This window comes from Anaerohalosphaera lusitana, assembly GCF_002007645.1.
Taxonomy (GTDB): Bacteria; Planctomycetota; Phycisphaerae; order Sedimentisphaerales; family Anaerohalosphaeraceae; genus Anaerohalosphaera; species Anaerohalosphaera lusitana.
In genome coordinates, this window is sequence record NZ_CP019791.1 from 4,173,413 (window position 1) to 4,193,877 (window position 20,465).

Sequence of the window (20,465 nt, forward strand, 5' to 3'; positions counted from 1 at the left end):
CTAATCTCCCTTTAAGTCTTCACCATTGTCGCCATGCTGCCGCAATTCGAGAAGCGCAACACGTATACTGTTTATTGATGTCTTGTCCGGTGCGAAAAGAAACTCCACCACCGGCTTGTCCTTTGAAAACTTTTTGACCTCGTCCTTCCGCGATGGCGACACAAGCAGAGAATCCATGCGATCCACAAAATTCCGCAACGGCTCACCACCCTCGGGCCTGTGATACACCTCCATCATGTCTTCCTTCAGCTCCATATCTTCCAGCGTCCGGAACATCTCATCCAGAAACTGCTTCGAGCCCGCGACCACACCAAGCGTATGACTGCGCGGTATCCTCGCGATCTGAACGATCGTCGACATTTCCGGCTGAAGATGGATCCCCACGATAGGCGGACCCTTGTCCGGTAGAAGATTCTCCAGCTCTTCCTTGTGATAGAACGACGTCACCACGCATTCCGCATCTTTCAGCTCCGCCATCACATCCTTGTTCTTGCTGCGAATATCCCGAAGCAGCAACGGCACAACCGAAACCCCCGGATCGCTCAGCAGATGCTCGGAAAAATAAAGAAGCTGCTCGCGGTTGCACTCCACGAAGATCAGCTTTAGATGGCCGAATTTCTCCTCCTTGTCCTTGAGGAAATGCTCAACGCATTCACGATAATCCTGAAGCGTAAACCCCATCGCCAGCGATTCCTCCACCGAATGCCGGATCGTCCGCTCAAGTAGTTCACGCCTGCTGTGATCCTCAACCTCTGTAACGCCCCGTAATACTACTGTGCCCTTGCCGACGTAACTGGCAACGATACCCTCACGCTCCAGCTCCGCATAAGCCATGCTCACGGTGTTCCTGCTTACCCCCAGCCTGCTCGCAAGATCACGTTGCGGAGGCAGAACCAGCCGTTTAGTGTCCGGCGATCGCGAAATAGCCTCACATATCGCATCCTTGATCTGCGTATAAAGTGCTACACCCCGCTTACGTTCGATCGATATCTGAATTTCTTCTGCAGCCATTCTGATGTCTCCAAAAACTTTGGCCTGATATTTCAGGCCAATATTAACAATCATCGGATTTCCGGGTCAACCCCTTTCAGCCATCTTTTTGAAAAAACCGAAAAATATCTTCAACCCTCTGAGCACAACCCCGGCAACCCAACAAGCCATATGTCATAAACACCTACATATAAACAACTTACATCTTAAAGCCAAAACAGAAAGCCGTCGCAAAAAACACCTGACCAAAACCAGTTCACTTCCCTGTTTGACCACCTTGCAAACCGTTCCACAAGCCCGCAATTGGCACCCTTTGAAAGTCCAATGCACGCACCTAGGACTGGTTTACCGTGACAAATGGCACCTCAAAACACCCTCACACTCATGCCAATACACGACATCCCATTGGGAAAAGCCTTTCTCAGCGTTCCAATCACTCACAAAAGGACCTGATCCCACTATTCCTCTTCGCTATTCAATACCACCCCGGATTGCTCTTGAACCTCACCGCAAAAACCCTAAAATGCAAACCGACGATTATCTTTATCCGGAGATTAAAAATGGACGCTGCTTCGAAACACGAAAACCACTTGCCCGACCTGGCGATAACCTCACTGGGCGCCCCATCCGCCGACTCCCCGCTGACTGAGGCCCGATTCGTCAACGACGAAGAACGCGTACTCGTCCATTCACGCCTTAGTGACATAGAACCCCTGATCAAAAACAGCTCCGCCCCCTCGTTCGAGATCGCGGGCCCCCGCCGCAAGATATTCTTCGACCCAAAAGACCTCACCTGCGGCATCGTCACCTGCGGCGGCCTGTGCCCGGGCCTCAACGACGTCATCAGGTCCGTAACCCTGTCCCTGCTCTGGCAGTACAAGGTAAAACGCGTCATCGGCTTCCGCTACGGCTACAACGGTATCTCCTCCAATGCGTACGAAGACCCGATAGAACTGACCCCCGATACCGTCAGCGCCATACAGCACATCGGCGGAACCATCCTCGGCTCTTCGCGCGGCCCCCAGTCCCCCGCCGACATGGTCGATCAGCTCATAGCAAACAACGTAAGGATCCTCTACATAATAGGCGGCGACGGCACATTCGCCGGAGGCCACGACATCGCAAACGAGATCACTAAACGCCAGCTCCCCATCTCCGTCATCGGCATCCCCAAAACCATCGACAATGATATCTACTGCTCCGAAAAGACCTTCGGCTTCGGCACCGCCGTCGAGCACGCCCGCAGCGCCATCCACTCCGCCCACACCGAAGCACGCGGCGCATGGAACGGCGTAGGACTGGTAAAACTCATGGGCCGTGACTCGGGCTTTATCGCAGCCTCCGCAACCCTCGCCAACAGCGACGTAAACTTCTGCCTCGTACCCGAGGTCCCCTTCGAACTCGACGGACGCGACGGCTTCCTCGCCCGTCTTGTGGACAGAATAAACCGCAAACGCCACGCAGTAGTCGTCGCAGCCGAAGGCGCAGGAAGATACCTCGAAAAAACAGGCAGAAAAGATGCATCAGGCAACGAGATCTACCCCGACATAGGCTTTTTCCTCAAGGAACGCATCCGCCGACACTTCAGTGAACAGAACATACCCGTCACAGTCAAATACATCGACCCCAGCTATATGATCCGATCTGTCCCCGCCAACGCCGCCGACTCACAGTTCTGCATTCAACTGGGCCAGAACGCCGTCCACGCGGGCATGGCAGGCAAAACCGACATGTTCGTCGCATACTGGAACAACCACTTCACCCACGTTCCCCTCGCAGCCGCGGTCGGCAGACGCAAAAAGCTGGACCCCGCAAGCGAACTCTGGCAGGGAGTCATTGCCACCACTGACTAAAAACTTAACAGCCCCAGACAACAACTGACTCGAACTGCCGTCATCTCATCCAGACTGGAAATTCGGCATCGTCGCGGGTCATCTCATTGCTCGTGTCATAATTCCTGTGCCATTTCAACCCCCAAAGCTCGGTGAGCTTGATCTTCCCCACCGACCCGTCACAATAAACGACATTGGTATATCCGCCATGACGCAGATGACAAAGCTGTGTCATGGAACCATTTCCGCTATTATCGAATAATTCATCTTCAGGTCTGTCTGTCTCCCGCGGCCATACATCCACCCAACGGGAATCCAAAAACAATGGCACATTGGAAGCTCTCTTAATATTACTGCGCCTACCCCAGTAATTCTCCGCAAAATCTCTTCCGGCCCACGAGGGCGCACCACTCATTATCCAGGCATTCGGCGCATAGCTCGCCCACGTCCACTCACCGGCAGTCGGAGCAGGTTCCTGGTCTCTGCTGCCCCAGCATTCCGTCTCTTTACTGGGTTGAAACACATTGCTGTCAGGCACATCTTCTGGATGTTTCCGGGCCTGAGCACAAAGGAGGATTTCTGAGTTCCCTTTCATATACTGCTTAAACGGCTGTATCCACCACTGGCCGTGAATATCTCCAAGCGTGTCTCCATCCCAGTCCTTATCCGGAAAAACACCCTCATTGTCATTTAAATAGAAGTCCACAATAAGACCCCACTGTCTTATGTTAGATCCGCATACCACCGTCCGGGCAACCTCCTTGACCTTCCTCAACGAAGGCAGCAGTATCGAAAGCAGCAATGCAATAATCGCGATCACCACAAGCAGCTCGATCAATGTAAAACCGCCTGCTGATTTACGCCTCAAGATACGATCTCCACACTTCATCTTATCACCTCTTTGCCTGTTAAGACCTTTTTTAAAGATACCCGCTTCTCAAAACGCGGTGACAGTTCGACACCGGCCCGGCCCGAACATTCGATGAAGCATCAGTGCGGCAAAAAGAAATGTCCCGATTATACAGGCGCATTTATCCCGGCAACCCAGGCGAACCATTACAATGCCATATATTGCCATTATAACAATTTTTACAAAAATTGCTATTACAAATTCAGCATTTTGGTTTTTGACTGACATAATTTGTAAAATCAATCTGAGAGATACCGCTAGCCCGCACGCCTTTCAGCCTCCCCTTTGGCAGACTTTTCCCCAGTATCAGATGATCCGGGCAGCTCACCGCTCAACAGCCTCCCCACAGGTTGCAGCGTATCGAACTGCATCAGCACGATCCGTATCACAGCCGTGATCGGCACCGCAAGGAACATACCCGCAACCCCCCACAAAAGTCCCCAGAACGCCAGCGCCATCAAAACCGTCACCGGGTGCAGGTCCAGCCCACGACCCAGCAGCTTCGGCTCGATCACGTTCCCCACCGTCATCTGGACCGCACCTGGCAGCACGATAGCCAGGCTGATCATCCAGAAATTCTGAAACTGCGCGACCGCCACAGGCAACGGTAGAAAAGTCGCGATTATCGATCCAACCGACGGAATGAAATTCAGCAAAAACGCCAGCATCCCGAACACCGCCGCCAGCTCCAGCCCCAGAACCCGCAAAATGATATACACCAGCACGCCCGTGATCGACGAAATGATCACCTTCGTCCCGATATACCGCCGTATCCCGTTGTCGATATCCGCATAAACCCCCTTGCGTATCACATGCGGATTTCGTCCCGAAAGCAGGAAGATCACAAAGATCGAGACCAGCACAAAACTCGACACAAACCCCATCACCGTATCGAAGGTATCCGTCACCAGGTTCGGTATTTTCTTCCGCAGCTCCTCCATTACGCTGTCCTGGCTCAGATCCAGCCCCCACTCCTCGAACTGCACGAACACCTTGTCCGTAAACGTCTCCACGCTGTCCATATAAGGCTTGACCGTAGAAACCACCGTCTGCACCGCCTCCGACACAGCCAGACACGTCGCAACGATCACCGTCAGCACCACAAGCAAAGTAATGCAAACCGCCATCGTCCGGTTGAACTTCAGCTTTATCACCTGGTAGTCCAGCAGCGGCGACACAAGCGACACGATGAATATCGAAAGCACGAAAGGTATCATTATCGTCTGCGTATAGTGCAGAACCATCGCGATCGCAACCATTGCCAGGATCAGCAGACATATCGTCATCAGCCAGAAATGCTCTTTACGCACGCGAGTTGCCGCCTGACCATTCTTACCATTGCCTTCACTCTGCATATTGAACCTTTCGCTCAGTAATCTCTATATGATTCCCGCCCTCTATACTCACGGTAAACTCATTTGCACGTCCAAAAATTACCGTATCGGCAACATTATTGCAAGTTCTTCCTCTTTCCACCCTCGAAACATACCGCACTTGCCCTTATATTATAGGTAGGAACTATAGTGACAACTTTCTCGACGAACGCCAATTGAAAGGAATGCTATGGATATCACGAAACTAGACAAACGCAAGGTCCTCTTCTGGGACATCGACACCCAGTACGATTTTCTCAAACCCGATGGCAAACTCTATGTCCCCGACAGCCAGCCGATCATAGACCGCATAAGCCGCACCCGCAGACTCGCCCTCGACAACGGCTATTCCATCGTCGCCTCCACCGACTACCACAGCATTGACAACGAAGAGATATCCCTCGAACCGGACATGCAAAAAACTTTCCCGCCGCACTGCATGAAAGGCGAACCCGGAGCCGCCCGCGTAGGCGACCTCGGCGACCTGCCCGTCAACTACATTGAAAGCGGCGTCCTCAACCAGCCCCTCGTCGAAGACGTATGCACACGCGATCAGTTCCACATCGTCGTCCGCACCGACACCGTAAACATGTTCGACAACCCGAACACCCAGCTCATCCTCAAGACCGTACAGCCCCGGCTCAACATCGTCTTCGGCGTCGCCCTCGACATATGCGTAAATCACGCCGTCGAAGAGCTGCTCAAAGCCGGCTTCGGCCGCATCATACTGTTAACAGACGTCACCAAAGCCATCGATGACGAGGCCGGCGAAAAATACCTCCAAAGCTTTCAACAGCGAAACGTAAGACTCGCAACTCTCAACGAAATTGAACAGGAGCTCATATGTACCTGCTGAACCAAAGCCCCGCACTACTCACCGACCTCTACGAACTCACCATGGCGCAGGTTTACTGGCAGAAAGATTTCAACGACCACGCCTGCTTCGAGGTCTTCATCCGCAAGCTCCCCGACGACTGGGGTTTCTTCGTAATGAGCGGCCTGGCCGAACTCAAAAGCTATCTCCAGAATGTTCGCTTCACCGAAGACGACATCCACTACCTCCGCACGCTTGACATGTTCGATCCCGCGTTCCTCGACTACCTGCAGAACATAGACTTCGAATCCGTCGAGATCCGCGCCCTGCCCGAAGGCACGCCCTTCTTCCCCAACGAGCCCATCCTCGAAGTCAAGGGCCCCATCCTGACCGCACAGCTCCTGGAAACCTATATACTCAACATCCTCGGCTTCTCGATCATCCAGGCAACCGCCGCATCCCGCCTGCAGATCGCAGCACAGGGCCGTGCCGTCGTAGACTTCGGCATGCGCCGAGCCCAGGGCCCCGTCTCCAGCATACGTGCAGCCCGTGGAGCCGTCACCGCCGGCATGCCCGCCACCAGCAACGTCCTCGCCGCAAAACTGCTCAACGCAAAACCTTCCGGCACAATGGCACACTCCTTCATCCAGGCCTACACAAAAGAAGAAGACGCCTTCGAAAGCTTCGCCCGCACCTACAAGTCGAAAGCCGTCCTGCTCGTCGACACCTACGACACCGTCAACGGCATCAAGCTCGCCGCAAAAGTCGCCCGCAAACTCGACACCGAAGACAACATCCAAATCCGCGGCATTAGGATCGACTCCGGCGACCTCGTTAAAATGTCCAACTTCGCCCGCCGTCACTTCGACGAAAATAACGTCGAATGGATCAAGATCTTCGTCAGCGGCAACCTCGACGAATATAAGATTGACGACATCGTTCAGCAGCGAGGTCAGGTCGACGGCTTCGGCGTCGGCACCTCTCTCGCAGTCTCCAGATACGCTCCCTCTGTCGACATCGCATACAAACTCGTCCGCTACGGCGACCGCGACGTCTATAAAAAATCCGAAAACAAGGCCACCCACCCCGGCCGAAAAACCCTCCACCGAACGTTCCGAGACAACCGCTACGAACACGACGACGTCATAAAATACCAGCCATCATCCGATGACCTGCTCCGTCCCTTCAGCGAACCCGAACCGCTGCACAAAATAGCCGAACGCCTCAACACCATGCTCTACCATCTCGCCCCCGCATACAAAAAGATCCGCAACCCAGAAACCTTCCCCGTAAACTTCCACATCAAACTACCCGAATAACCCACCAACCCGGTATCTGTCAGCCGCCGCAAACGGCCCCAGCATAAATCAGCCCTCGCGCAGCAACTCCATATTCTGTCACTGCTAGGAGCAAAGCGACGTGGCAGTCTCAACCGCACAATAAAGCTGACTCATCTCCCAAACTGTATCAACGCAACGCCTTTTATCAAAAATTCAATTTGAAATCCAGAGAATGCATCGCCAGCCGCAACAACATATCACCCCCTTCCACCCGCGCAAAAGAATGGTCGAAAGCTGCATGAAGGGGGACAGCTTTCGACCGTTTCACTACTATATACTTCACCTTTGCATTCTATTTCAAAACGCACACCGCCTCGGGCCTGTTCAGCTTCAGCGCTGCCGTCTCAGAGATCGAAAACTCATACGACGTCCCCTCCGGCCCAATGAATCCGGTCATCAGATCCTGACCAAGCACGATAGACGCAAACTGCTTACCCGTCTGCATCATAACACCGCCTTTTTCAAGCGAATTAGCCTTGATGATTCCCCCCGTCGCTATCTGCTTTATATGCTCCAGCTCGGTCATATCCCCGTCAGGATAACGCCTGTAAAGATTCTCGAACAGTGTCGGCGAAAGCGCCAGCACATATGGCCCGACAAACCCCTGCTTATCCAGCAGAGTCGCACCCGAAATAACATCATCCGCAGCCTTGCCGACTTCTTGCCAATTGCCGATCTTGTGCGATCCACCCCCCTTAGCAGTCAACAGCCCCTGCGTGCCGAGCTCCTTACTGCCGTTGAACACGACAGTATCTTCCATCCTCGCACACTTGATCGCAGCCTGGGCAGCCTGCGCCATGCTAAGCGGAGCACCGTTGCTCTCAAAAGCCGCAATATCCCGAGCGGGCACCTTGAACGAGCTCGATATCATTACCAACGGCGTACAACAACCAGCATATGCGCTGATACCCTCCTGAGAAGTAACTTCGTTGTCGCCCGTGCTTATCGACTTGAGTCCCAGTCCGAATGGACCCTCCGTATGCAGCAACTTCCGTCCGCACATCTGAGCCTTCGCGGCACCAACAACTGTCTCATCTATCATCTGCCATACTGCCGGGCTGAACGGCGCTTCGTCTCGGTGCAGAAATTTTTCGCTCATTTTATCTCTCCCGTCTATAACAAGTTGGAGTTAATCTTCTCTGATATCGCCTATAGTAGGTACTTCTTTCGTCTCTTCTTCCTCTGCTGGCCCCTCTTCTTCCTCGTGCTCGCCGGCCGCCAGCTCCTCAACTTCTTCCTCACCCTCATCCAGCTTGGCCTGCTCATCGGGAAGCAGTATTTTCAGCAGCTTCTGGAACTCACCCACATGCACACGCTCTTCATCAGCCACGTCCCTCAGTACCGCTGCCGCCAGCGCATTGTCCGTCGCATCAGCATGCGCCTCGTAAAGATGTATCGCTTCGAGCTCAGCAGCAATGTTGAGTCTTATCGCCCGCGCAAGCTCTGAATCCGTCAGCTTCCTGTCCGGAACTTTACCCGAAAATGGATTTGGAAATTCTGGCATTTCAAGCCTCCTGTGATTTTCATTGATGATTTGCAACCCCGCACCGGAAAAACATAAGGCACGGATTCGTCAAACGACTCAGATGGCAATTTTAGTTCCCCAACGCAAATCCCGAAATAGGGACCATGCCTATTTGCTATTGGGAATTGCCTTATTATTACGCCCAAATATCACCCTCAGCAGGTCAGATGAAACGCCCCCGCCACCTTCACATGATGCCGTACCTTGTCGTTGAACATCTCAGCCGCCCTCTTCGTGTTCGCGGTAATCAGCTTTATTCCCCTACCCTCGATCATCCTCCGACAACCCCCGTTTATCTTCATACTGCACGACTCACCCTGCCCAACTACCAGCTCATCGATATCTCCTTCCAGAATTTCCTCCAGATCTTCACAATTGAGCACATGCCCCTCGATACGCCACCACCCGCTCACGATCTTGCCAGGCAGTATCACCAGGTCGTCATGATACTCCTTGCCGTCAACGACCATACGACCAAAACTGTAGGAATATATCTGCATGTCAAAACCCCCGAATTGATTGACTCCCGATTTCAACTCTCCATTCTATAACCGCCCCCGCCAACAGGACAACCTTGTATTCAAATAAAATACGAAAACGTCCTCTGTCAGCCGTCATGTTTTTTTATTTTTTCGCAATTTTGAACATTGCCGCAAATGAGACCGGTTCTAAAATTATATGTATGAATGATAAGCCGTTCAAAATCTTGATCGAAGGACCGCCCGGCTGCGGCAAGACCACCGCCATCAAAGAGATCACCTCCGAACTGCCCGGCTGCGCCTTCTCAGGCTTCTACACCAACGAAATGCGAGAAGAAGGCCGCCGCGTAGGCTTCACCATCACCAATTTCGCCGACCACTCCGAAGTCTTCGCACACCAGGATTTCGACACCCCCACAAAAGTCGGCAGATACAGCGTCGACGTGCAAACCTTCGAAAAGATCGCACTGCCCGCCATCGACATCGACCACACCACTGCCCCCCTGCTCATCATCGACGAAATAGGCAAAATGGAATGCCTCTCCGAACCCTTCCAGCAGCTCATCCTCAAGGCCTTCGACTCCCAGCGGGACATCATCGCCACCGTCCCCAACAAAGGCACGGGCCTCATACAGCAGATCAAAAAACACCCCAGCGTAAAGATCACCCGCCTCAGCAAGTCTAACTTCAACGAGACCATCTACCAAATCCTCAAAACCCTCCAGGTCGCATACTGACCCCGCAGACTGATCACCACTTCTAACGTTGACAAAACCGCCTCGCCCCCACAACATATGTAAATAACTTCCATCGTTATAGAAAACCAGCCATGCGAATGCAGATTAACGAACTCACACAAAAGATCATCGCCGAAAAACCGCGTACCATCCTCGTCCTCGGCGCCTGCGACACCGGCAAAACCACCTTCACCCTCGACCTCGCCAAAAGACTCGTCCAGCACTCCCCCACGGCCATCCTCGACTCCGACACAGGCCAGTCCCACATAGGCCTGCCCTCCACCATCGCATACGCCAACCTAACCCCCGGCACCACAGACTACCAAAGCCTCACCGCCAACGCCCCCGCGTTCATCGGCGACGTCACCCCAACCGGCCACCTCCTCCAGTTCTGCGCCGCCCTGCACAACTGCCTCCGATCCGCCCGCGAGCACGCTCACACCGTCCTCATCGACACTCCCGGCTACATCTCAGACTCAACCGCCCGCGCACTTTGGCACGAAACATACCGCCTGATCGCCCCCGACCTCATCATCGCCCTGCAGAAAGAGAACGAACTCGAACACATCCTCGCCTCCCTGCCCAAAAACGCCCGCATCACCCGCATAATCGCCCCCTCGCACATCCCCGCCAAAACACCCGCTGCCCGCCGGGCATACCGCAGCAACCTCTTCCGACGCTACTTCAATAACGCCCGCACCTGGACCGTCGACCTCAAAACTACCCCATACCAGTCCCGCTCAAACCTCACCCCACAAAACATCGCGAACCGCGTCCTCGCCCTGCGAAACTACAACTCCCACGACACCGCCCTCGCCATAGCAAAAGAATACGACCCACGCACCCGCCAGTTAACCATCCTCTCGCCCGCAACCCCGTGCTCCGACATCGCCGCCCTAATCTTCGGCGACTTCACCCTCGAACCCGCCGCCATCCCCTAACTCATTTGAATGATCACATCAGCATATCCCGCAGCGTCATAGCGTTCCGCACCGCGTTCCCCTCAACGTCATTATTGAAATAGGCGTACACCGCCTTAATCCCCTTCTTGTGCTTCTTCACCCAGTCCGCCCACTCGCTAAGCTGCCCATCGGTATACCCGCCGGAATACTCCCCCTGCGTCCCGTGAAACCGCAGATAGATCACATCCCCCGTCCGCTCTTTCGGCGACTCCACGCCTCCCATATCATGCACACAGAACCCGCACCCGAACTCGTCCAGCACATCCAGCACATCGTCGTCATACCAGCTCGCATGCCGAAACTCGAACACCGTATTATGCCCCTTCGGCAGCATCTCACAAAACGCCCTCAGCTTCTCCATCTTCTTGTGCAGATTCGGCGGAAGCTGATACAGCACGGGTCCCATCGTCTTCCCCAAATGCCCCATCCGCTCATAAAAATTGTCCAGCGCATCCCCCGGATCGGACAGCTTCTTGATATGGGTAATATAACGGTTCGCCTTCACCGTGTACAAAAATCCCTTCGGCGCCTCCTCCGCCCAGTCCTTCACCGTCTTCTCGTCCGGCAGCTTGTAAAAAGAATTGTTCACCTCCACCGTATCAAAGTGCTTCGCAAAAAAACCGAACCACTCCGACGTCTTCAGCTCCTCGGGATAGAACACCCCCCGCCAGTGCTTATAATGCCACCCGCTCGTCCCAACTCGTATCTCACACTTAGATTTACCCATACCCCCATCCTAACAACCAACCCAAAACCGTGAACCCAAAAAACCAAAAATTCCAGTTCATCAACATCTGATGACTGCCATCGCAACCACCACCCCGCATCAACTCAATATCTGTCATCGCGAGGAGCCTAGCGACATGGCGACCTCAACCGTGAAGATTTCAAAATAGGGACAGTCCCAATCCTGTTCGGCACGGGGATTGCTCTTTTATGATTTAACGCAGCATTTGACCATTTAGGCTGTATTATAGTCCGGCTGGGGATGTTGGCCAAGTTATTTGTGCGCAGCATTTACGCCGGCGTATCTGAGGGCAGACGCCGGCCTGGTGGGGCTAATCCTGTGGTCTGAGCCGGCCTATATGGGCCAGCAGTTCCTCTTCGTCGGCCATGCCGGTGAAGTACCAGCAGAGCATTTCATAGGTTCGGATCGTCGGTTTTTTGCCGGTCCAAAGTGAGATCAGCATGCATGCGATGATTGCCGCATAGGTTTGCAGTTCGATACCATTGTGGCAATAGCTCAGAAGGTGCCTGCAGCCAAGAACATGCTTGAAGAAGCGGAAGAATATTTCAATCGTCCACCGTTGCTTGAAGATCAGGGCGATAACGTCGGCATCGAGATCAAGTCGGTCGGTGGCTACCAGCAACGTCTGGCCCTGTTCGGGCCCGCCTCGTCCTGTCTTGGCACGCTTGATATGAGGCGTACATTTGATCGCGACCAGTCGAACCGGTGATGAGAGTTTTTGCTTCATTCTCAGGTTAGAGCCGAGACGGACGGTGCGGTCGAACAATACACTTGCATTTCTGGCATCTTCGCTGAGACTGTGCTCTTCGAGGGTTTCGTAGGCCGCATCATCATGCAGCCGACACACGAACGAACTGCCGGCATCGATGATTTGCTGGAACAACGCATAACTGGCGTATCCGCGGTCTTGAACGTATATACGGCCTTTTTCGAGATTGCCGGCAAGCGTCCGCCGTTCGTCTTCTTTACCTTCGGTGATGGTCAGTTTTAGCGGAACGTGCTTTTCCAAATCGAATTGGGCGTGGGCCTTGACCGCGTTCTTGTCGGTCTTCCAGAAGGCCCATGTCATCTTCGACAGAGCCGGGATTACCGTGCCGTCAACAGCCGTCAGTATCCCGGATAGGTCATTGAGTTTGCTGTTGAGGGAAACAGGGCCAAGCTTTGCTGCAAGGTCGTCAACAATCTCCTGCATTAGCTGGCTGTCGAAAACCCGGGCTGCTTCTGAAAGACTGCCCAGCGAAGTACGAGGACAGCCAAGCTTGCGTTGAACCTTTTTGAGCTCACTGGCCTGCTGAACAGCCCGCAGTGAGGTGCAGATCGGGTTGAACATATAGAGCAGCAATAAGGACATGTACTGGTCCATGTGCAGCAGCCGATTGCCCGCCCGGTCATTCTCGCAGCCGGCCTCATGCAGCGATTCAAGCATCCCGGAGATGGACTTGAAATACTTAAAACCAGCAAGCTGATGCTCTTTGATTTTTTTACGCTTGGCCGTCATAAACGCCATTACAACAAAGCATAAGCGATGGCGCAAGACCTAAATACGAGAAAAGTAAAAAATTAGGTTCAAGGGAAGATAACTTGACTATAGATGGCGTTAAGTTATTATCCCACAATGATTAACAAGTACAAAAAGCGTTCAAAAATTTCGGAGGCCAAATTCCGGCAGATCGTAAAGCTGTTCGCCCTGGATATCGAGGCCACCAAAATTGCTGAGCTGACTGGTCTTTCGAGAAAGACCATCAACACGATTCTTTACAAAATTCGAATACGGATCGCCGAATACTGTCAGCAGCAAAGTCCGTTTGACGTCGGCGAGATTGAGATCGACGAAAGCTATTTCGGAGCCCGAAGGGTGCGTGGCGTTCGAGGCCGTGGTGCTAAGGGCAAGCACATTGTCTTCGGCCTGATAAAACGCGGCGGTAAGGTCTACACGCAGGTGGTCAGAAACTGCTCTAAAAGCACGCTGATGCCCATTATAAAGCAAAAGGTTGATAAGGATTCGATCGTGTACACCGATGGTTTCAAAACCTATGACGGCCTGGTTGACTTTGGCTACAAGAAGCACTATCGCGTCAAACATGGAGAGAACGAATTTGCTGAAGGTCACAATCACATTAACGGAATTGAGAACTTCTGGGCGATTGCCAAAGGTCGGCTCAACAAGTTTCGAGGAATCAGCAAAGGTACCTTTGCTCTGCACCTGAAAGAATGTGAATTTAGATTTAACCATCGACACGATGACCTGTACAAGTTACTGTTAAAAATACTCAGAAAGAACCCAATTTAATCCAAGTTATCTTCCCTTGAACCAAAAATTATATACAAATCACGTGCCGAACAGGATTGTGACTGTCACCCATTTTCACCCAACTGTCGCCTCGAAAACCAAACGCCAACCGCACCCATCAACAATAACAGCACCAGACCCATCAAACTCACCAGTAAAGAAACGCGAGCGTCGACCAAGACGCGAGTCCCTACCTAACGCCAGCCGAAACTCCCTAACGCCCCAACCACCCCCTTGCAATCTCCAGCCGAACTAACTACAATCCACACCCATGACCAAAACCAGACAGCAAAATCTGACCGACTGCCACCTCCACCTCCAGGCCTTCACCGACGACCTGGACGCGGTACTCGACCGCGCCCGCGCCGCCGGCGTCAGCCGTTACATCTGCAACGCAACCCAACCCAGCGACTGGCCCGCCGTCAAACAGCTCGCTGCAACCCATCCAGACATGATCCCCGCCTTCGGCCTGCACCCGCACTTCGTCACCGACCAGCCCGAAAACTGGCTCGACCGCCTCGAACAGTACCTCACCGCAACCCCCTCCGCCGCCGTAGGCGAAATAGGCCTCGACCGCCACTTCACCAGAGAAACGTTCCAAGCCCAGCGAACCGCCTTCATCGCCCAGCTCGACCTCGCCCGCAAACTCGACCGCCCCGCTATGATCCACTGCCTCCGCGCCGACGGTCCAATGATCGACATCCTCACCGACCAGCCCAAGCAGCCCCGCCCCATCCTTATGCACGCATACTCCGCCTCCGCCGAAATGCTCCCCCGCTTCGCCCGCCTCGCCGCATACTTCTCCTTCGGCGGCGCAGCAATCCGTCAGAACGCCAAAAACGCGCACCACGCCCTAACCGCCGTCCCAGACGACCGACTCCTCATCGAAACCGACTCCCCCGATATGACACCGCCCAAAAAGTATCAATCCGCAGACATCCCAAACCCCGACCGAAACGAACCGGCCAACCTGCCGCACATCCTCACCCGCATCGCCGAAATACGAAATACCGACCCCGAAAAATTAACTGAACAAATCGCCCGCAACACCGAAAAGTTCCTTGCAAGTCTCAAACCCTGAACCATAAACAAATTTTCACCCTCAACCCCCCAATTAGTATGACCCAACAAAATTTCCACAAACGATTCGCACGAACCGCACGCCTCGTCGGACCCGAAGGCGTCAAACGCCTCTCCTCAGCCCATGTCGCCGTCATAGGCCTCGGAGCCGTCGGCAGCTATGCGGTCGAGGCCCTCACCCGTGCAGGCGTCGGCAATCTCACCCTCGTAGACTTCGACCAGATCACCCACAGCAACATGAACCGCCAGCTCTACGCCCTCGAATCCACACTCGGCCAACCCAAATCCGAGATCGCCCGCCGCCGCGTCCTCGACATCAACCCCGACTGCAATGTCCGCGCCCTGCACACCTTCATCCACCACGATACCGTCCGCTCCGTACTCGAACCGCGTCCGGACATCGTCATCGACGCCATCGACTCACTAAACCCCAAGGTCGAACTGCTCACCGCCCTGCACGAACTCGCCATCCCCACCGTCACCAGCATGGGAGCGGCCCTGCGCACCGATCCTTCCGCGATCCGCGTCGCCAAACTCAAAAAATCCTACAACTGCCCCCTCGCCCGCCTCGTCCGCAAACGCCTCCGCCGCCGCAACATCCCCCTCGACTTCACCTGCGTCTACTCCACCGAAACCACCGACAACCTCCCCGACCACGCAATAGGCTCGGACCGAGCCGACGAACACGACCACTCATTCCGCGGCCGACAACGATCCACCCTCGGCTCACTGCCCACCATAACAGGCATCTTCGGCCTCACCGCCGCAAACACCGCTATAAAGATGCTTGCCGGGGAAACGGCACAGCGGGAACCAAAGGCCCGAAAAACAGGCTGAAGGTCCAGCTCATCTATTCTTTCAACTGCATTGTCTTTTGAAGCTCCAGCATAGGACCTTGATTTACAACCATTGTACCTGTCGATGTCCGGTCGAGGTCCACAACGAGCAGTAGAATAGCGGAAAAAGTAAGTGCTACCGCAATTACTATCAAAGTACTGCCCCTGCCGGAAAGCCCCATCTGGTAGCCAACTGCCAACATTGAGAGAATCATTGCCACATAAATTATGTACCAGACAATTGCCTGGAAACGGTACCTTGTCACAACCACTCTGCTGGTATGCAGATCAAACAATTCGTTTAATGAACTTATAAACACCGCTTCAACAGGTGACTTATTGTCTGCCTCCACCATTTTTTTTGTCTGAAGCCACATCAAATCCTGCAACTGTTCAGATCTTGCAATCAACTGCTTCATCTTTTCCGGATCTGCTCGGACTGCCTCATCTGCCACCAGCGTCCGAATATCCACATATTTTTCGAGGAGTTTTTTAATTTCGCGGCCGTATGGATCTTCAAGCAAATGAGTACGAAGGTAGGCAGTCCCTATGGCATTGACTTCATCCAGAAGAAGCTGTTTGCGCGTTTCCAGACGTTCGTTCGAGAGGGCAAATGCGAACGCGATCAGGAAACCTACCATCGCCAGTGTGGCGCCGACAGCTGGACCTACCGAACTGTCAGGCTCATGTTCTGGCCGTTTAGCCTTGAATCTTCCCCAAAAAACACCTGTTGACAGTGCCAGCAGAACAAGAATAAATGTGGCTGCAAACAGCCATGGCAATGACAGATAATCCAGGAAGCTGACCTTTTCCATGGTTTCTCCAACTTGCACGGATGAAATCTGTTTCTAATGCGATCTTATTTCTGCACCAGTCTTTCCATCTTTTACCCATACCTGCAAATAAACACGGACAGAGCCATCAGAACCTGACTGCCAACCCCAAAATTGGTCCCTTAAACCTTGTATCGAGGCCGAATTTTTCAGTACCGCTGCCGTTACTGTAATCCATATCAAAAATGCGATAGCCAAACCTCACACTTGTCGTCTCGCAAAGCTCATAATCGATCCCTGCAAGTATGTTCCACGTCAGCTTTGAGGCTTCACCAACACTGAAACCGCCTATATCACCACGACAGAGAAAAGCTATATTTCTGCCCCATTCCCAGCGTAATCGCCCTCCCACCAGCGGCTCAACCCACTCGCCCCGCCTCTCAAAACTACCGCCGGAAACGACATCAGCAAGAGGGCCTGATGTCACGATATCCAGTTCACCTTTGATATTCTGATATCTGCCCCCAGCCAGCAGATCCACATCAAATCCGGCAGCTGTGCCATCCCCCCCGTCTGATTCGATCAGATGATACCCCAGACCGAACTCAAGGATCGTCCAGTCAATATCCACATCACCCGACACCAGAGCACCCGGCGTTGTGAAATCACTCTCCAGATCCAGGTACAGGCCGTCAACAAACCATCCCCACCTCTCTCGCCATCCTTCGATGCGCCCCATCAAGCCTATATTTAGATTGTCCCAGATATCGCTGAAATTCGCATCTACATCACCCGTCCGGCCTCGAAGCGTCATATCACCTTCCACCTCTGCCGCCCAAAAATAGGGAGTAAACTCAAAATCCCATCCACCTAAATCAACCTCTTCCTGTGCCCCTTGTGCCATCGCAAATGGAACAACGGAAACCAGTGTAATCGCTGTAAATATCCTCAAAAGAATCACGGCATCTCCTTTTATCTTTATTTAGAGTTTGTTTGCACCTCAAATGCTAATCGCTAAGTTGAATACTTCAGCGCATGCAGAACATTTTAAAGCAAACAGTATATTTGACCATAGGGCCCGCCAAACATTCTTGTATAAGGGTATCACGAATATAGTTCCCACCCGTGCTCTTATACACAGTGGAGCCTTCTGAACAACTCGTTAGTTTACGTTTAGTCCCATGATTTTTGCGATTTTAATATTTTCGTTGCTTGCTTTAGCTCTTTTACAATTTAATTCAGCCTATTTTATGCTGCCGAGCAGGCCGTTTGGCCCGGTCGGCGCGCACCGGTGGCGCTAAGCCCTCGCTTTGTGCAGGCTGAAGCTCCTCTTGAAGTTGTACGCAACGGCATGCATCGCAAAGTCCAGGCGGTTGCGTTCCAGCCCGCGGTAACGAACCTTACCATAGCCTGCGTTCTTCATCCACGCGAACGGATGCTCGACCACCGCACGCACTCGCGAGATGATCCGGTTGATAATCTGCCGCAGCTCATTGAGTTCTGCTTGCCCCCGCTTTCGCCGATGAACGATGCCCGCCAGCACGCCTTTTTCCCCAAGCCGCTCCTCGCGTTCAGCACTCATATAAGCGCTATCGGCCCACACGCTTTGCGTTTCATTTTCAATCAGCTCGTCAATAAACTTAGAGTCATGATGCCTCGCCGAGCTGAAGCGATAATCCTTCACCATGCCGTTCGTATCGGTCGCGATATGAGCTTTATACCCATGATAAGAGCGACCGTTCTTTTTCGTGAAACCGGCCTCTGCGTCCCGTGTATTGCTTCCGTCGGCCCTTTTGCGTCCGCGAGGGGCTTCGACGATAGTCGCATCGACACAAGTTCCTTCGGCAAGGATAACGCCGCGAGTAGATAGTATTTCCAGAGTTTTCTCAAACAGCGTACGGTCATGGCGGTGCTCGCGAAGACGTTTGCGGAAGCGAACGAACGTAGTCTCATCCGGCGTGTTGTCATCCATGCTCAGGCCTACGAACCGGCGGAACGAAAGACGGTCCAGCAGCATCTCTTCGAGCATGGGATCGGAGAGATTGAACCACTTCTGCAGCATGATACATTTGACCATCATTATTACCGGCCAGTTGCTCGCACCGCCTTTGCTCGTGTTGTTGGAGTACATGTCTTTGAGCGGCTTAGCAAGCTCGTCCCACGGGATATATTTGTCGCACTTGGCAAAAAACTTCGCAGTGCGTCTGCCGCCAAGTTCGCTGATTACGTTGTCGAGAAAAGTAGGCTGATTTCTGCTGCGTTCCATGAATGCCTCCATGCAGTAAAGATGTTATTTCAATGCAGACATTTTAAACGATTACAAAATCCGTGTCGCGCGAAAAATGGCAAGTTTTTCAGAGGCCTCAGTGGTAAAAATACCCAAATCCAAACCACGCTCACAGTGGTTCAAACAGCCCATAAAAAAAGGTTCATCACGGAATACCGGGGAAATAGACATCAACGGCAGTACTTTGTAGCTTTTAGTTACCCGACTATTAGCTCAAAGGAGACTGCCGTTGACTGGACAACATCTTATCAAAAAACTCGGCCAATGGGAAGGATATCGTGTTGGAACTGTTGGGCCTGCTAAGAAAGGCCGTGAATTCTGGGTCGAATTGATCCCGGAAAATGGATTCGGAACCTGTGACGGCTGCGGCCAGGAATGCAGCAGCGTTCACGAGACCGTCCAGCGTTGGATCCGCGATCTGCCGGTCTTCGACAAGACTACCCACCTGCTCGTTCACCGAAGGCGTCTGCTGTGCCCCAGATGCGGGCCGAAGCTTGAACGAATCTCCTGGCTGGACCGTTACAGCCGCCACACCACCCGGCTGGTAGAATCGGTCGCCCGGCTGTGTGATGTGATGAGCATAAAGCATGTGTCTGAGTATTTTTCGCTGTCCTGGTCGACCGTCAAGGACATCCACAAGCGGCATCTCAAGAAGAAGCTGGGCCCTGTCGACCTGTCGAATGTGGAGCTGCTGGCGATGGATGAATTCGCCATTCAAAAGGGCCACAGATATGCAACGGTTATCATCGATCCGACCTGCAAGAAAGTGCTCTGGGTGGGCCGAGGGCGTTCGAGAGCCTCTATCAGGCCATTCTTCGAAATGCTCGGCGACCGCTGCAAAGACATCAAAGCAGTAGCAATGGACATGAACGCCAGCTTCGAGCAGGAGGTTCAGCTGCATTGTCCGCAGGCAGAAATAGTTTATGATCTGTTCCATGTCGTGGCCAAGTACGGCCGTGAAGTTATCGATCGGGTCAGGGTCGATCAGGCCAATCGACTACGAGACGACAAGCCCGCCCGCAGGGTGATCAAGGGCTCGCGCTGGCTGCTGCTTCGCAATCGTGAGAACATCGAAAAGCCTGAGGACCTGGTTCGCCTCGATGAGCTGTTGGCCGCCAACGAGTCGCTGATGACGACCTACGTGATGAAGGATGATCTCAAGCTGCTGTGGAATCTGAGCGATCGCAAGGCCGCCGAATCGTGCTGGGGTCAGTGGCTCGATCGAGCCATGCAAAGCGGGATTGAGCCGCTGATGAAGTTTGCCAAAAGGCTGAGCAAATACGCCGCCGGAATCATCGCACACAGCAGATGGCCGCTGCATACGTCACTGCTGGAGGGGATCAATAACAAGATCAAAACCATCAAGCGACAGGCATACGGCTATCGAGACGATGAATATTTCTTCCTGAGAATAAGAGCAGCATTCCCCGGTATTCCGTGATGAACCTAAAAAAATCCCTGCCGGCCTTACACCGACAGGGACGTCCTT

The 20,465-nt window shown here is 53.2% G+C and carries 20 protein-coding genes; 9 read left to right on the forward strand and 11 right to left on the reverse strand.

Features of this window, described 5'->3' with window-relative positions:
- The gene (locus STSP2_RS16890) at window positions 1–1,011 is read right to left on the reverse strand and encodes a GntR family transcriptional regulator (RefSeq protein WP_169853308.1); all 1,011 of its coding nucleotides are present in this window, start codon (window positions 1,009–1,011) and stop codon (window positions 1–3) included.
- 539 nt (window positions 1,012–1,550) lie between these two features.
- Between STSP2_RS16890 and STSP2_RS16895 the strand changes: the two genes are divergently transcribed.
- Complete coding sequence (locus tag STSP2_RS16895) at window positions 1,551–2,843, forward strand: ATP-dependent 6-phosphofructokinase (RefSeq protein ID WP_146663888.1); 1,293 nt, start codon at window positions 1,551–1,553, stop codon at window positions 2,841–2,843.
- A 40-nt stretch (window positions 2,844–2,883) separates the two neighbouring features.
- On the opposite strand, the gene STSP2_RS16900 is transcribed toward STSP2_RS16895, so the two are convergent.
- Complete coding sequence (locus tag STSP2_RS16900) at window positions 2,884–3,690, reverse strand: type II secretion system protein (RefSeq protein ID WP_205847939.1); 807 nt, start codon at window positions 3,688–3,690, stop codon at window positions 2,884–2,886.
- Window positions 3,691–3,989: 299 nt separating this feature from the next.
- On the reverse strand, window positions 3,990–5,087 hold the full coding sequence (locus STSP2_RS16905; protein ID WP_146663890.1) for an AI-2E family transporter: 1,098 nt from the start codon (window positions 5,085–5,087) through the stop codon (window positions 3,990–3,992).
- 208 nt (window positions 5,088–5,295) lie between these two features.
- Between STSP2_RS16905 and STSP2_RS16910 the strand changes: the two genes are divergently transcribed.
- Window positions 5,296–5,961: a cysteine hydrolase family protein gene (locus tag STSP2_RS16910; protein ID WP_146663891.1), complete on the forward strand. Its 666-nt coding sequence runs from the start codon at window positions 5,296–5,298 to the stop codon at window positions 5,959–5,961.
- A complete protein-coding gene (locus STSP2_RS16915) occupies window positions 5,949–7,238 on the forward strand; it encodes a nicotinate phosphoribosyltransferase (protein ID WP_146663892.1) in 1,290 nt (429 codons plus the stop codon). The genes STSP2_RS16910 and STSP2_RS16915 overlap by 13 nt, the downstream gene beginning before the upstream one ends.
- A gap of 313 nt (window positions 7,239–7,551) precedes the next feature.
- Here STSP2_RS16915 and STSP2_RS16920 read toward each other — a convergent pair whose 3' ends face one another.
- From STSP2_RS16920 to STSP2_RS16930, 3 genes are all read right to left on the reverse strand, one after another.
- On the reverse strand, window positions 7,552–8,358 hold the full coding sequence (locus tag STSP2_RS16920; protein WP_146663893.1) for a family 1 encapsulin nanocompartment shell protein: 807 nt from the start codon (window positions 8,356–8,358) through the stop codon (window positions 7,552–7,554).
- Between the two features lie 30 nt (window positions 8,359–8,388).
- Complete coding sequence (locus STSP2_RS16925; RefSeq protein ID WP_146663894.1) at window positions 8,389–8,763, reverse strand: ferritin family protein; 375 nt, start codon at window positions 8,761–8,763, stop codon at window positions 8,389–8,391.
- Between the two features lie 176 nt (window positions 8,764–8,939).
- Complete coding sequence (locus STSP2_RS16930) at window positions 8,940–9,284, reverse strand: MTH938/NDUFAF3 family protein (RefSeq protein WP_146663895.1); 345 nt, start codon at window positions 9,282–9,284, stop codon at window positions 8,940–8,942.
- Window positions 9,285–9,466: 182 nt separating this feature from the next.
- Here STSP2_RS16930 and STSP2_RS16935 point away from each other — a divergent pair, with 182 nt between their 5' ends.
- Complete coding sequence (locus tag STSP2_RS16935) at window positions 9,467–10,000, forward strand: NTPase (protein WP_169853309.1); 534 nt, start codon at window positions 9,467–9,469, stop codon at window positions 9,998–10,000.
- 92 nt (window positions 10,001–10,092) lie between these two features.
- Window positions 10,093–10,941 carry a Clp1/GlmU family protein gene (locus STSP2_RS16940; protein ID WP_146663897.1) on the forward strand — a complete coding sequence of 283 codons (849 nt, stop codon included), beginning with the start codon at window positions 10,093–10,095 and terminating at the stop codon, window positions 10,939–10,941.
- Between the two features lie 13 nt (window positions 10,942–10,954).
- Here the strand turns inward: STSP2_RS16940 and STSP2_RS16945 are convergent, their stop codons facing one another.
- Window positions 10,955–11,689 (reverse strand): DUF72 domain-containing protein, encoded by a 735-nt coding sequence (locus STSP2_RS16945; RefSeq protein ID WP_146663898.1) that lies wholly within the window; start codon window positions 11,687–11,689, stop codon window positions 10,955–10,957.
- A 331-nt stretch (window positions 11,690–12,020) separates the two neighbouring features.
- Window positions 12,021–13,208, reverse strand: a complete 1,188-nt coding sequence (locus STSP2_RS16950; RefSeq protein ID WP_205847940.1) for an IS4 family transposase — start codon at window positions 13,206–13,208, stop codon at window positions 12,021–12,023.
- A gap of 117 nt (window positions 13,209–13,325) precedes the next feature.
- Here STSP2_RS16950 and STSP2_RS16955 point away from each other — a divergent pair, with 117 nt between their 5' ends.
- The 3 genes from STSP2_RS16955 to STSP2_RS16965 all read left to right on the forward strand — a co-directional run bounded on the left by STSP2_RS16955 (window position 13,326) and on the right by STSP2_RS16965 (window position 15,917).
- The gene (locus STSP2_RS16955; protein ID WP_146663900.1) at window positions 13,326–14,000 is read left to right on the forward strand and encodes an IS1595 family transposase; all 675 of its coding nucleotides are present in this window, start codon (window positions 13,326–13,328) and stop codon (window positions 13,998–14,000) included.
- Between the two features lie 271 nt (window positions 14,001–14,271).
- On the forward strand, window positions 14,272–15,081 hold the full coding sequence (locus STSP2_RS16960; RefSeq protein ID WP_146663901.1) for a TatD family hydrolase: 810 nt from the start codon (window positions 14,272–14,274) through the stop codon (window positions 15,079–15,081).
- Between the two features lie 38 nt (window positions 15,082–15,119).
- Complete coding sequence (locus STSP2_RS16965) at window positions 15,120–15,917, forward strand: tRNA threonylcarbamoyladenosine dehydratase (RefSeq protein WP_146663902.1); 798 nt, start codon at window positions 15,120–15,122, stop codon at window positions 15,915–15,917.
- Window positions 15,918–15,930: 13 nt separating this feature from the next.
- Here STSP2_RS16965 and STSP2_RS16970 read toward each other — a convergent pair whose 3' ends face one another.
- From STSP2_RS16970 to STSP2_RS16980, 3 genes are all read right to left on the reverse strand, one after another.
- Window positions 15,931–16,731 carry a bestrophin-like domain gene (locus tag STSP2_RS16970; RefSeq protein WP_146663903.1) on the reverse strand — a complete coding sequence of 267 codons (801 nt, stop codon included), beginning with the start codon at window positions 16,729–16,731 and terminating at the stop codon, window positions 15,931–15,933.
- Between the two features lie 106 nt (window positions 16,732–16,837).
- On the reverse strand, window positions 16,838–17,650 hold the full coding sequence (locus tag STSP2_RS16975; RefSeq protein ID WP_169853310.1) for a hypothetical protein: 813 nt from the start codon (window positions 17,648–17,650) through the stop codon (window positions 16,838–16,840).
- Window positions 17,651–17,986: 336 nt separating this feature from the next.
- On the reverse strand, window positions 17,987–18,955 hold the full coding sequence (locus STSP2_RS16980; protein WP_169853311.1) for an IS5 family transposase: 969 nt from the start codon (window positions 18,953–18,955) through the stop codon (window positions 17,987–17,989).
- Between the two features lie 250 nt (window positions 18,956–19,205).
- Between STSP2_RS16980 and STSP2_RS16985 the strand changes: the two genes are divergently transcribed.
- Window positions 19,206–20,417: an ISL3 family transposase gene (locus tag STSP2_RS16985; RefSeq protein ID WP_146660278.1), complete on the forward strand. Its 1,212-nt coding sequence runs from the start codon at window positions 19,206–19,208 to the stop codon at window positions 20,415–20,417.
- The last annotated feature ends 48 nt before the right edge of the window (window positions 20,418–20,465 follow it).

Excerpts from the sequence above, each read along its gene's own strand:
- STSP2_RS16955 (WP_146663900.1), top strand. The coding sequence starts at position 13,326 with ATGATTAACAAGTACAAAAAGCGTTCAAAAATTTCGGAGGCCAAATTC.
- STSP2_RS16920 (WP_146663893.1), bottom strand. The coding sequence starts at position 8,358 with ATGAGCGAAAAATTTCTGCACCGAGACGAAGCGCCGTTCAGCCCGGCA.
- STSP2_RS16925 (WP_146663894.1), bottom strand. The coding sequence starts at position 8,763 with ATGCCAGAATTTCCAAATCCATTTTCGGGTAAAGTTCCGGACAGGAAG.
- STSP2_RS16935 (WP_169853309.1), top strand. The coding sequence starts at position 9,467 with ATGAATGATAAGCCGTTCAAAATCTTGATCGAAGGACCGCCCGGCTGC.
- STSP2_RS16970 (WP_146663903.1), bottom strand. The coding sequence starts at position 16,731 with ATGGAAAAGGTCAGCTTCCTGGATTATCTGTCATTGCCATGGCTGTTT.
- STSP2_RS16930 (WP_146663895.1), bottom strand. The coding sequence starts at position 9,284 with ATGCAGATATATTCCTACAGTTTTGGTCGTATGGTCGTTGACGGCAAG.
- STSP2_RS16890 (WP_169853308.1), bottom strand. The coding sequence starts at position 1,011 with ATGGCTGCAGAAGAAATTCAGATATCGATCGAACGTAAGCGGGGTGTA.
- STSP2_RS16940 (WP_146663897.1), top strand. The coding sequence starts at position 10,093 with ATGCGAATGCAGATTAACGAACTCACACAAAAGATCATCGCCGAAAAA.
- STSP2_RS16910 (WP_146663891.1), top strand. The coding sequence starts at position 5,296 with ATGGATATCACGAAACTAGACAAACGCAAGGTCCTCTTCTGGGACATC.
- STSP2_RS16905 (WP_146663890.1), bottom strand. The coding sequence starts at position 5,087 with ATGCAGAGTGAAGGCAATGGTAAGAATGGTCAGGCGGCAACTCGCGTG.
- STSP2_RS16965 (WP_146663902.1), top strand. The coding sequence starts at position 15,120 with ATGACCCAACAAAATTTCCACAAACGATTCGCACGAACCGCACGCCTC.
- STSP2_RS16980 (WP_169853311.1), bottom strand. The coding sequence starts at position 18,955 with ATGGAACGCAGCAGAAATCAGCCTACTTTTCTCGACAACGTAATCAGC.
- STSP2_RS16945 (WP_146663898.1), bottom strand. The coding sequence starts at position 11,689 with ATGGGTAAATCTAAGTGTGAGATACGAGTTGGGACGAGCGGGTGGCAT.
- STSP2_RS16915 (WP_146663892.1), top strand. The coding sequence starts at position 5,949 with ATGTACCTGCTGAACCAAAGCCCCGCACTACTCACCGACCTCTACGAA.
- STSP2_RS16895 (WP_146663888.1), top strand. The coding sequence starts at position 1,551 with ATGGACGCTGCTTCGAAACACGAAAACCACTTGCCCGACCTGGCGATA.
- STSP2_RS16960 (WP_146663901.1), top strand. The coding sequence starts at position 14,272 with ATGACCAAAACCAGACAGCAAAATCTGACCGACTGCCACCTCCACCTC.
- STSP2_RS16950 (WP_205847940.1), bottom strand. The coding sequence starts at position 13,208 with ATGACGGCCAAGCGTAAAAAAATCAAAGAGCATCAGCTTGCTGGTTTT.